An 11905-nucleotide genomic window follows, 5' to 3' on the forward strand; every position below is an offset into this window, starting at 1 on the left:
AGGGAGCCATTATGACAGACACCAACGGCAGCCGTTATATCAACTGTCTTTATCGCGTTGAGCAAGTACAGCAGGGCGAACAGAAAGCCGCTGAAGCCTGTTCGATGAACATGAAGCAACTGATGTCGGCAGCAGGAAAAGCCGTTTTTCATCAGATGCAGTCGTACTTTCCGGCACCGGCTCGCATTGCGGTTTGTTGTGGTGAAGGGAATAACGGGGGCGATGGCTATATTGTCGCCAGGCTGGCTCAGAAAGCGGGCTACCAGGTGCAAGTTTTTGCGCTTAAACCCAACGTTGAATTGCCGGAACCAATGGAGTCTGACGCACACAAAGCCCGCGCTGCGTGGCGTGAACAAGGCGGAAGTGAAAAGCCTTTGTTGGATTGCTCGCCTGAGCAATTTGATGTGTTGGTTGACGCTTTATTTGGTGTCGGCTTGAACCGTGCACTTGAGGGCGACCCGGTAAGCTGGGTGCAGCGAGTGAATGGCAGCAGGACGCCGGTGGTGTCAGTGGATGTGCCGTCGGGAGTAGATGCGGATACGGGCCACGTGCCCGGAGCGGCGGTTCGAGCTCATTTGACTGTCAGCCTTGTGGCGTTAAAGCGCGGGTTGCTTACCGGAAAAGCTCAAGAGCATACGGGTGAGCTAAAACTTGAAGATTTAGGTATTGGCAGCACGTTTAAACAGCAAAACGAAGCCGACTGGTTCAGAGTTAATGCAGGGCGGGTTGGCGGCTGGCTAGCACCGCGCTCACGCTGCACTCATAAAGGTGAACAAGGGCATGTGCTAATTGTCGGTGGCCAGCCGGGCATGTCCGGAGCCGTGATATTGGCAATGCAGTCGGCGTTGCGTGCGGGAGCCGGCAAAGTGTCCGTGGCGTGTCATCCTCAGGTGCAGAGCATAGTTGCGGCCGCGCAGCCAGAAGCTATGGTGCATGGCATAACAGATACCGATGCTCTTAAGCCACTGCTGCGAGAAGCTTCTGCTGTTGCTCTAGGGCCCGGGTTGGGGCAAAGCTCCTGGAGTCAGGCGCTTTTTTCGCAGGTGATGGAAACCGATGTGCTGAAAGTTATTGATGCCGACGGTCTAAACCTGTTAGCAAGCAAGCCTGTGCGTTCGCCCAAGTTATTACTGACGCCACACCCTGGTGAAGCTGCACGGTTACTGCAAATGACGACCGATGAAGTCGCGTCGGACCGTTTTGCTGCGGCAACAAAGCTGCGCGAAAAATACGGTGCACAGATATTATTGAAAGGTGCGGGGTCTTTGTTGGTAACTGACAGAGGACGGTGTTTGATTGACCGAGGTTCTCCGGCAATGGCGTCCGGCGGTATGGGCGACCTGTTAACCGGACTGATCGCGGGTTTGCTGGCACAAAGAATGGCTCCGGCACAAGCGCTGATTGCGGGTAGCCTATGGCATGCTATCGCGGGCGAAGAGGCAGGAAAAGATGGCGAGAGGGGAACCTTAGCTTCGGATCTGTTGCCTCATATACGACAGTTGGTGAATGGATATGGAAGCGATGATGACTGAGGTACACCAATGTGAACTGGCTAGCGAAGAGGAAACGTTAGCACTGGCGAAGAAATTTTCACAAGTTTTACAGGCCCCTTTAGTGGTTTACCTGCAAGGTGAGTTAGGTGCCGGTAAAACGGCGTTTTGTCGCGGTGTTATTCAGGCTCTTGGGCATTCAGGGGCGGTGAAAAGTCCGACCTATACTCTTGTCGAGCCCTACCAGTTGCAAGGCTGGCGTATTCACCATTTCGATTTATATCGACTGGCCGATCCGGAAGAGCTCGAATTTATGGGAATTCGCGATTATTTTTCTGAAGATACGTTAAACTTTATAGAGTGGCCTGATAAAGGCTATGGTTGGCTTCCCAGTGCGGACATTGAGATAAGAATCGAGTATGCTGGTACGGGTCGTAAACTCACTTTCAGTGCGCTAACAGATGCCGGAAAAAAAATAATTAAAACATTATGATGAAGCGATTTTGGGTGTTTTTGTTTGCCTGTGTTCCTTTGTGGGCATGGGCCGACAACAGTGTAGACAGTGTGCGTGTGTGGCCATCTCCGGATAAAACGCGGGTGGTTTTCGACTTGTCGGATACTCCCGACTATTCTTACTTTACTCTATATCAGCAAAAACCTTACCGACTGGTTATTGATTTTAACAATACTTCGTTAAAAACTGGTTTGGAGAACTTGGGTGAAGACTCGCTGCTGGTCGATAAAATTCGCACAAGCTCACCTAAAAACGCTAACAGTACCCGTATTGTTATTGAGTTGGACTCCAAAAGCGACGCTAACCTTTTTACCTTGCCGGCTAATGAGTCATATAAAGACCGACTGGTCGTTGACTTACCCGGTAAGTCTATTGAGCGTAGCGGGCCGGCTAAATCCGTTTCTGAATTAAAAGACAGACGCGTGACAGTGGCTATTGATGCCGGGCATGGCGGCGATGATCCAGGTTCCATTGGTCCGCGCGGAACCTACGAAAAACACGTTGTTATTCGTATTGCCCGTGCACTGGCTAAGTTAATTAACGACGACCCGGGGATGCAGGCTTATTTGATTCGAACCGGAGACTATTATGTTGGCCTTAACGAACGACCGCAAAAAGCCTGGGACGCCAAAGCCGACTTTTTTGTTTCGATTCATGCAGACGCTTTTCGAACACCTCAGCCCAGTGGAGGATCGGTTTGGGTTTTATCAAAACGCCGGGCAGAATCCGAAGTGGGTCGCTGGTTAGAAAATCGGGAGCAGCAATCTGAGTTGCTTGGTGGGGTCACCGATATTCTAAGTAAGAATGGGCATGAACCTTACTTAGCTGAAACGTTGTTAGACATGTCAATGGACAGCTCCATCGCAGGAGCTTACACGGCGGCAAAGCATATTATCGATGAAATGTCGACGATAACTAAAATGCATAAAAAGACCCCCCAGGCGGCGAGTCTGGCGGTCTTGAAGTCACCAGATAAACCTTCTTTGTTGGTGGAAACCGGGTTCATTTCAAACCCGCGTGAAGAGCAGCTGTTAACCAGTAATGCTCATCAGCAAAAGCTGGCGCGGGCTCTTTATAATGGTATTCGCCGTTATTTTGTTAGTAACCCAATAGATAACACCTACCTGGCAAACCAAAGCAACTTTAGCTACACAGTGAAGTCGGGCGATTCTCTGTCGGTACTGGCACAGCGATATAACACCACAGTGAAAGCCATAAAATCTGAAAATAAATTGACCAGCAACAGTCTGAAAATTGGTCAGAAACTGACGATTCCGAGTCGCTGATGGCTATTCAACAATTGCCTATAGAACTCGCTAACCAAATTGCTGCGGGCGAAGTGGTTGAGCGCCCTTCGTCGGTGGTGAAAGAGCTGGTCGAGAACGCTTTAGACGCCGGGGCTACGCAATTAATTCTGGATATTGAGCAGGGCGGTAGCAAGCGTATCCGAATTCGTGATAACGGCGGTGGTATTGTTAAGCAGGAACTGACACTGGCACTGAGCCGGCACGCCACCAGTAAAATTCAGAGTCTGGAAGATTTAGAGCGCATTGGTAGCTTGGGGTTTCGGGGCGAAGCCTTGGCCAGTATCAGTTCAGTGTCGCGATTACGCTTAATATCCAAGCCGCCAGAGCAGGAAGAGGCCTGGCAGGCGTGGGCCGAAGGTCGCGACATGCAGGTGACTGTTGAGCCAGCTGCGCATCCGGACGGCACTACCGTCGATATACAGGATCTCTTCTTTAATACGCCAGCCAGGCGTAAGTTTTTGCGCACAGAAAAAACGGAATTTAGTCACATAGATGACGTTATAAAGCGGATTGCGCTTAGCCGTTTTGAAGTTGGCTTCCAGCTTAATCATAACGGTAAATCGGTAAGAGCGTTTCCTCCTGCTCAGACTGAAAAACAGCAGTTACAACGGTTGGCGAAAATTTGCGGCGGTGGATTTGCTGAGCAGGCTTCAGCAATTGACGCTGTTGATGGTGACTTCCATTTAAGTGGCTGGTTAGTCCCGCCGGAGCATTGCCGGCATCAGGGGGATATTCAGCACTTTTTTGTCAACGGCCGAATGATGCGCGATAAATTGTTATCGCATGCGGTACGTCAGGCCTATGAAAAATATTTGCCGAACGAGCGGGTACCGACTTTCGTACTTTACTTTGAACTTCCCGCAGAAGAAGTTGATGTGAATGTACATCCGGCAAAGCATGAAGTTCGGTTTCACCGACAGCGACAAGTGCATGACTTTATTCTGACCCGCATTGAACAGGCTTTAAACCAGCTGGTTGCCACAGAAAGCGAACAACCTGTGATGAGTCACCAGCATTCTTACAGCTCGCAAGAACGGTCATCAGGGGCCACGTCGGACTCCTGTCGGGGGGCGTCAGGTGGGAGCTTCCTTGGCGAGAGAAAAGCATCGGGTTCGTTGTTGCCAAATGCTGCCCAGGTCCATCATAGTAATACTGGCACGAAGCTAAACACGGAGCCAGAGACAAAGTTAAAAGCGACACAAAACTGGCGTGTACTGTCTGTGTTTAATGGTGTTTATGCCCTTATTCGGAATGAGGACAGTCTGGCCTGGCTTAATCTGGCCAAAGTTCACACTGAATGTGTTAGCAGAAAACTTACTCAGCAATTGCAGGATGGGCTGAACGGGCAGCCCTTACTGGTGCCTGTGGCAATCAGTTTGGCGGATCTGCCCGGGCCTGCAAGTCAGTGGCCGCAGCAGCAATTAAACCAATGCGGTGTGGTGTATAAAATTCAGCGTGAGCAGGTAATTATTGAGCAAATGCCGGAAATGTTACGTCAGGGCAATGTGGTGAGTGGTTTTACGGATTTCTTAACATTGCTGAGTGAAAGAGCAGAACCTGACCAACTGGCTTGTTGGTTGGCACAGTTTGCAGGCCTTGAGTCGTACACTCTGACTCAGGCAGAGCACTGGCTTATTCAGTGGCGTTCGCAATTGGCTGAAAGCACCGACGCGTTTCAAAAGTTGCCGTTACCCGGAGAGAATAATGCATAGCAAGGACGCCGTTATTGCCATTTATGGGCCTACAGCTTCAGGGAAAACCGCGTTGTCGCTGGCGCTTTGTGAGCAACTGGACTGCGAGATTATTTCTGTCGACTCTGCGTTAATTTATCGGGGAATGGATATTGGTACCGCGAAACCCAGCGCTGAAGAGCAAAGCTTAGTTCCTCATCACTTACTGGACATTCGCGACCCTGCTGAAACTTACTCGGCGGCCGATTTCCAAAAAGACGCTTTGACTTTAATCGATGACATTCAGCAACGAGGCAAGGTGCCTTTGCTGGTTGGCGGAACCATGCTGTACTTCAAGGCATTACTTGAAGGACTTTCCCATTTGCCCGAGTCTGATACCAGCGTACGTGAGAAGTTGACCGCCGAACTGCATGAGAAAGGTTTAGCTGAATTGCACAATCGGCTGCACAAGGTTGACCCCACAAGCGCAAAACGTATTCATCGAAATGATCCTCAGCGAATTCTGCGAGCTTTAGAGGTTTATGAAATTTCGGGTAAACCTCTGACGGAACTCACCAGGGAGCGTCATGGTCAGTTAACTAAACCCATTTATCAGTTTGCGGTAGCGCCAATTGAACGGAAAGTTTTACATCAGCGTATCGAGCAGCGTTTTGACCAAATGTTGGCGCAACCTTTTAAAGAAGAAGTTGAAACCTTGTTTGCCAGACCCGATTTGCATCCGGACCTTCCGTCCATACGCAGTGTTGGGTATCGGCAAATGTGGCAGCATCTCGCCGGAGAACTAAGCTACGATGAAATGCGTGAGCGCGGAATTATTGCTACCCGGCAGTTAGCGAAAAGACAAATGACCTGGCTGCGGGGTTGGCCTGGAGTGCACTGGCTGGAGACCGGTGACCTTAATATGCAGGCGAAAGTCACAAAGGCGATGCAGCAGCCTGCAGAGATTTTTAATAGTAAGGATTGAAATTAGACGACTAAGGCCGCAGATCCAAATCTGGATTAAATGAGTAATTCTTAACGTTTTTCTTATTGCAAAAATTCTTTACTGGTCTAGTGTGTCTTTACAGGGAACTGCAAATTGGCAGTGCTGTGGCTTACTATTTACACATTGGATATTAATAACGATAAAAAGGAATCCAAGATGGCTAAGGGGCAAACTTTACAAGACCCATTCTTAAATGCGTTACGTCGTGAGCGCATACCAGTATCTATTTACTTAGTTAATGGCATTAAACTGCAGGGACAAATTGAGTCTTTTGATCAATTCGTTGTCTTATTAAAGAATACGGTTAGCCAAATGGTGTACAAGCATGCAATTTCAACAGTTGTACCAGCGCGTATTCCTCAAAACTATTTGCCGCAACAAGCTGGCGAAGATATGGCTGAAATAGAAGATTAATGATGAAAGAGAGGTCTGAACAACTTGTTCGATAGGTATGAAGGTGGCGACTACGCAATATTGGTTCATGTGGATTTACCCGCAGAAGTTGACCGAGAAGATCTCTCCGAATTACAACTTTTAGCTGATTCTTCGGGCGTGAAAACGATGGGAGTGATGACGACAAGTCGGAGCTCCCCAACCCCCAGGTACTTTGTTGGTAGTGGTAAGGCAGAAGAAATTGCCGAGCAGGTAAAACTGCTGGACGCTAACATTGTTATCTTTAATCATGCGTTATCACCAACGCAAGAGCGGAATCTGGAAGCCATTTGCAAATGTCGGGTGTTAGACCGTACGGGTCTTATTCTGGACATTTTTGCGCAGCGGGCACGAACCCACGAAGGTAAGTTGCAGGTTGAATTAGCACAGCTGCGTCATATCTCGACACGCTTGGTACGAGGCTGGACTCACCTTGAGAGACAAAAAGGTGGTATTGGTTTACGTGGGCCGGGTGAAACTCAGCTTGAGACCGACAGACGCTTAATTCGGGGGCGTATTAAAAATATCTTAAAACGTCTCGAAAAAGTCCAGAAACAGCGGGAGCAGGGGCGTCGGGCTCGTAAAAAAGCGGACATTCCTACAGTGTCGCTGGTGGGTTATACCAACGCAGGTAAGTCAACGTTGTTTAATCGCCTGACTGAAGCTGGCGTTTATGCGGCGGATCAGCTATTCGCAACACTTGATCCGACCCTGAGAAACCTCGCCGTAGAAGATATTGGCGAAGTTATTCTGGCCGATACCGTTGGTTTTATTCGTCACTTACCTCATGACTTGGTTGCAGCGTTTAAGGCAACGCTTCAGGAGACTCAGGAAGCCGACTTATTGTTACATGTGGTTGATGTCAGCGACGAACATCAGCAAAATAATATTGATCAGGTTGCTGAGGTTTTAGAAGAAATTGATGCTGGCGATGTACCACAGTTGATTATTTGTAATAAAATAGATCAAGTGGAGGGTGCGGAACCCCGAATTGACTACGATGATAACCAAAAGCCAATAAGGGTCTGGGTTTCAGCGCAACAAAATCTTGGCATCGAAGAAGTGCTGGAGGCTTTACGACAGATACTTGGCCCGCAAATGGTCGAGTTGACGCTGAAAATCCCCCACTCAATGGGTAAATTACGTGGTACATTATACCGTTGGAATAGCGTGACATCGGAAGATGTTAACGAAAACGGCGAACTTGCGTTGCAAGTGCGTATGTCATCGGTAGACTGGCAGCGTTTACACAAGGCTTATGGCGATCAACTGGACGACTTAGTCGTGCAGCAATAGAATTTTTTATAGCAACAGTTTTCTTAAAAACTTGGAGCACTCAATGGCTTGGAATCAACCGGGAAACGGTAATAACAATGACCGTGACCCATGGAAAAATCAAGGTGGCAAAGATCAAGGGCCGCCTGATCTAGATGAAGCAGTTCGCAAACTGTTTTCCAAATTCGGTTTTGGTGGGAAAAAAGGCGGCGGCTCGGGCGGCAGTTCAGGTATCCCGGCAAAAGGCGTCGGCATTATCGCAATTATTGCATTAATTGTTTGGTTTATTGCTGGTTTCTACACAGTAAAAGAAGCAGACCGCGGTGTTGTACTGCGTTTCGGTCAGTTTCATTCACTGGTTGAGTCGGGGTTGCATTGGCGCCCGGTATTTATTGACTCAGTAGAACATGTGGACGTAAATAATATCCGCTCAGATAAAACCGATGGCTACATGCTGACTCAGGATGAGAACGTAGTTCGTGTTGAATTGGATGTTCAGTATCGTGTTGTTGATCCGCGTGCGTACTTGTTTAACGTAGAAAATGCCGACGGTGTTTTATCACGAGCCACTGACAGTGCTTTACGTTTTGTGGTGGGTCACACTACCATGGATGAAGTATTGACTCGTGGGCGTGAAGAAGTCAGAGCAAATACGCTGGAAATGCTTGAAAAAACGATGAACCCTTACTCAGTTGGTTTGCAAGTGGTTGATATTAACTTGCTGCCAGCGCGACCACCGGAAGCGGTTAAAGATGCCTTCGATGACGCTATTTCAGCACAGGAAGATGAAGAGCGTTTCATTAGAGAAGCTGAAGCTTACGCCCGCGAAGTAGAACCGTTGGCACGAGGCCAGGTACGTCGTATGCTGCAGGAAGCGCAAGCTTATCGCGAGCAAATTATTCTTGAAGCTCAGGGTGAAGTTGCTCGATTTGAAGAGCTGCTGCCTCAATATGAAAACGCACCTGAGGTCACACGTCAGCGTATTTATCTTGATACTCTGCAGGAGCTTTATGCGAAAACGCCTAAAGTACTGGTTGACGTTGAAGGTGGTAACAACATGATGTACTTGCCACTAGAGAAGCTTCTCGAAAAGCAAGGTCGTAATACGAATACATTCTCTCCGGCGCGTGTTCCTGAAAATGTTTCAGGTGGTTCCTCCAACAGCGGAACAGAGACACAAAATACGCGCAGCAGTAACCGTAGCGGAGGTCGAAACTAATGAAAAACCTAATCGCAATTATTGTTGTGGTCCTGGTCGTTCTGGGTCTTTCCTCTGTTTATGTGGTTAAGGAAGGCGAACGCGCTATCTTAATCCAGTTCGGTAAGGTTGAGCGCAACGCAGAAACCGGTGAAGCTATGGTTTTCGAACCAGGTTTACACCTTAAAATTCCTTTCATTGAACAAGTGAAAAGACTGGATGCACGTCTGCAGACATTAGATGGCGATCCTGACCGTTTCGTTACCAGTGAAAAGAAAGATTTGATAGTTGATACTTACGTTATGTGGCGTATTAACGACTTTTCTACTTTCTATCTGAGTACAAATGGCGGTAACTACCTCCAGGCTGAAGCTCTGCTAACTCGTCGTATTAATAGCGGTTTGCGTAGCGAGTTTGGTAACCGGACTATTTCTGACATTGTTTCTGGTGAGCGTGATGAGTTAATGCGTGAAGCGTTAATACAAGGATCAGAAAGTGCTTCAGATTTAGGTGTTGAAGTGCTGGATGTTCGTGTTATGCAAATTAACTTACCGAATGAAGTCAGTCAGTCGATTTATCAACGTATGCGTGCAGAGCGTAAAGCTGTGGCCACAGAACACCGTTCTGAAGGTAAAGAGCAGGCTGAGTTTATTCGTGCCGATGTCGACGCGCGTGTAACGGTAATGCTTGCTGATGCAAAACGTCAGTCACGTGAATTACGTGGTGAAGGGGATGCGCAGGCAGCGAAAATCTACGCTGATGCTTATCAGAAAGATGCAGAGTTCTTTGCATTTATTCGCAGCATGGAAGCTTATGGCAGTTCCTTTGGCTCTGGCAATGATATGTTAGTACTTGATGCGAACAGTGACTTTTTCCGTTATTTACAAAATATGATGGGAAAAACTGAAGAGTAATCATGAATGAGCGTCTGATGTTTCCATCAGGCGCTCACCTCCGATGTACAAACCCTCCGATTAAAGGTAAGATCGCTCCGATTTTTTTTACGCGGGGCAATCATGAGTCAGAACGTTGTAATTCTAGGCACCCAATGGGGTGACGAAGGCAAAGGTAAAATTGTTGACCTGTTAACCGATAAAGCCACTATGGTTGTGCGGTATCAGGGCGGACATAATGCTGGGCACACATTGGTTATTGACGGTGAAAAAACCGTTCTGCATTTAATTCCTTCCGGTATTCTACGCAAAAATGTTCAATGTGTTATTGGCAACGGCGTGGTTTTATCACCCGAAGCACTGATGGAAGAAATGGCAATGCTGGAAGCACGAAATGTTCCAGTTGTTGACCGTTTGCGTATCAGTAAAGCTTGTCCATTAATTCTGCCATTCCATGTAGCTCTTGACCAGGCACGTGAACGTGCGCGCGGTAAAGAAGCCATTGGTACAACGGGGCGTGGCATTGGTCCTGCGTATGAAGACAAAGTTGCCCGTCGCGGTCTGCGCGTTGGTGACTTATTTGATATGAAGCGCTTTGGCGAAAAACTAAAAGAGCTGGTGGATTATCATAACTTTTCTTTAGTTGAATACTACAAAGCCGACGCAATTGATTTCGACACCGTACTTAAGCAATGTGAAGAGTTCGCGGAAGTATTGAAACCTATGGTAATTGATGTACCTGCTTTACTCGATAAAGCGCGTAAAAATGGTGAATCAATCATGTTTGAAGGTGCGCAGGGTACCTTGCTGGATATCGATCACGGTACTTACCCTTATGTGACCTCTTCCAATACAACGGCTGGCGGCGTTGCGACAGGAGCTGGCTTTGGTCCTCGTTATATTGATTATGTGTTAGGCATTGTCAAAGCCTACACTACTCGCGTAGGCAGTGGACCCTTCCCGACTGAACTTGATTGCGAAGTGGGCCAGCATTTAGGTGAAAAAGGCCATGAGTTTGGTGCAACGACCGGTCGTAAACGTCGCACCGGCTGGATAGACGCTGTAGCAATGCGACGGGCAGTACAAATCAACTCTATCAGTGGCTTCTGCTTAACGAAGTTAGATGTACTAGACGGTCTTGACGAATTAAAGATTTGTATTGGTTATCAGCTTTCCGACGGCAGTGTGACAGAGCATCCGCCGCTTTCTGCGGAAGACTATGAAGTGGTAGAGCCTATTTATGAAACAATGCCGGGCTGGCAACAAAGCACTGTTGGCATAACGGAGCATAAAGAGTTGCCGCCAGAAGCTTTAGCTTATATTGCCCGCATTGAAGCGTTAACTGGTGTGCCGGTAGATATTATTTCGACAGGGCCTGATCGTAAAGAAACCATTGTTTTACGTCACCCATTTGGGCAGTAAGAAAAAGTACTGTAGATCCCTAAAATAAGGTCAGTTTTTATTCGATGTAGATAAAAACTGACCAGTCAGAACAAAAAAGTTAAAAAAATTACGCGCACCTATTGCACTATCAAATCTAGTACCATAGAATGCGCTCCACCTAACCGGTGGTGCCGGCATAGCTCAGTTGGTAGAGCAACTGACTTGTAATCAGTAGGTCCCGAGTTCGACTCTTGGTGCCGGCACCAATTTAAATTGCAAGACACGGGAGGGGTTCCCGAGTGGCCAAAGGGATCAGACTGTAAATCTGACGGCTCAGCCTTCGCAGGTTCGAATCCTGCCCCCTCCACCACGCAATTTCCTTGGTTTTGAAGTGGCCTCATAAAATTGTGAATTTGCGGGTGTCGTATAGTGGCTATTACCTCAGCCTTCCAAGCTGATGACGCGGGTTCGATTCCCGCCACCCGCTCCACATTCCGTCAGTGCTGATATAGCTCAGTTGGTAGAGCGCACCCTTGGTAAGGGTGAGGTCGGCGGTTCGAATCCGCCTATCAGCACCATTTCAATCTAGGCCCCTAATAAACCTCGGTCATGCTTTTTAGCTTAGGTAACACACCGAAGAATTTTGTTAGAGAGGCTGCAATGTCTAAAGAAAAATTTGAACGTTCGAAGCCGCACGTAAACGTCGGCACCATCGGTCACGTTGACCACGGTAAAAC

The 11905-nt window shown here is 48.0% G+C and carries 10 protein-coding genes and 4 tRNA genes; all 14 read left to right on the forward strand.

The features are described from left to right. Window positions 1-11: 11 nt before the first annotated feature. The 14 genes from Q5L94_RS12830 to Q5L94_RS12895 all read left to right on the forward strand — a co-directional run bounded on the left by Q5L94_RS12830 (window position 12) and on the right by Q5L94_RS12895 (window position 11746). Complete coding sequence (locus Q5L94_RS12830) at window positions 12-1532, forward strand: NAD(P)H-hydrate dehydratase (RefSeq protein ID WP_317498780.1); 1521 nt, start codon at window positions 12-14, stop codon at window positions 1530-1532. After that, window positions 1525-1983, forward strand: coding sequence for a tRNA (adenosine(37)-N6)-threonylcarbamoyltransferase complex ATPase subunit type 1 TsaE (tsaE, locus tag Q5L94_RS12835; RefSeq protein ID WP_317498789.1), 459 nt, complete (start codon window positions 1525-1527; stop codon window positions 1981-1983). The genes Q5L94_RS12830 and tsaE overlap by 8 nt, the downstream gene beginning before the upstream one ends. Further along, on the forward strand, window positions 1980-3290 hold the full coding sequence (locus Q5L94_RS12840) for an N-acetylmuramoyl-L-alanine amidase (protein ID WP_317498781.1): 1311 nt from the start codon (window positions 1980-1982) through the stop codon (window positions 3288-3290). Before tsaE ends, Q5L94_RS12840 begins: the two co-directional genes overlap by 4 nt. Beyond that, window positions 3290-5023 carry a DNA mismatch repair endonuclease MutL gene (mutL, locus tag Q5L94_RS12845; RefSeq protein ID WP_317498782.1) on the forward strand — a complete coding sequence of 578 codons (1734 nt, stop codon included), beginning with the start codon at window positions 3290-3292 and terminating at the stop codon, window positions 5021-5023. Before Q5L94_RS12840 ends, mutL begins: the two co-directional genes overlap by 1 nt. Next, window positions 5016-5966, forward strand: a complete 951-nt coding sequence (gene miaA / locus Q5L94_RS12850) for a tRNA (adenosine(37)-N6)-dimethylallyltransferase MiaA (protein WP_317498783.1) — start codon at window positions 5016-5018, stop codon at window positions 5964-5966. Before mutL ends, miaA begins: the two co-directional genes overlap by 8 nt. A 177-nt stretch (window positions 5967-6143) precedes the next feature. Then, window positions 6144-6401: an RNA chaperone Hfq gene (gene hfq, locus Q5L94_RS12855; protein ID WP_011233595.1), complete on the forward strand. Its 258-nt coding sequence runs from the start codon at window positions 6144-6146 to the stop codon at window positions 6399-6401. 24 nt (window positions 6402-6425) lie between these two features. Next, window positions 6426-7715, forward strand: a complete 1290-nt coding sequence (gene hflX, locus Q5L94_RS12860) for a ribosome rescue GTPase HflX (RefSeq protein ID WP_317498784.1) — start codon at window positions 6426-6428, stop codon at window positions 7713-7715. 43 nt (window positions 7716-7758) lie between these two features. Continuing rightward, complete coding sequence (gene hflK / locus Q5L94_RS12865) at window positions 7759-8913, forward strand: FtsH protease activity modulator HflK (RefSeq protein ID WP_317498785.1); 1155 nt, start codon at window positions 7759-7761, stop codon at window positions 8911-8913. Continuing rightward, window positions 8913-9806 carry a protease modulator HflC gene (gene hflC / locus Q5L94_RS12870; RefSeq protein WP_317498786.1) on the forward strand — a complete coding sequence of 298 codons (894 nt, stop codon included), beginning with the start codon at window positions 8913-8915 and terminating at the stop codon, window positions 9804-9806. Before hflK ends, hflC begins: the two co-directional genes overlap by 1 nt. Before the next feature lie 102 nt (window positions 9807-9908). Next, the gene (locus tag Q5L94_RS12875) at window positions 9909-11207 is read left to right on the forward strand and encodes an adenylosuccinate synthase (RefSeq protein ID WP_317498787.1); all 1299 of its coding nucleotides are present in this window, start codon (window positions 9909-9911) and stop codon (window positions 11205-11207) included. Between the two features lie 151 nt (window positions 11208-11358). Next, window positions 11359-11434 (forward strand) — tRNA-Thr (locus Q5L94_RS12880). Between the two features lie 19 nt (window positions 11435-11453). Beyond that, a tRNA-Tyr gene (locus Q5L94_RS12885) sits at window positions 11454-11538 on the forward strand. A 45-nt stretch (window positions 11539-11583) separates the two neighbouring features. Continuing rightward, window positions 11584-11658: transfer RNA gene (locus Q5L94_RS12890), tRNA-Gly, on the forward strand. Window positions 11659-11670: 12 nt separating this feature from the next. Further along, window positions 11671-11746, forward strand: a tRNA-Thr gene (locus tag Q5L94_RS12895). Window positions 11747-11905 lie beyond the last annotated feature (159 nt).

This window comes from Idiomarina sp. Sol25, from assembly GCF_033052775.1.
GTDB lineage: Bacteria > Pseudomonadota > Gammaproteobacteria > Enterobacterales > Alteromonadaceae > Idiomarina.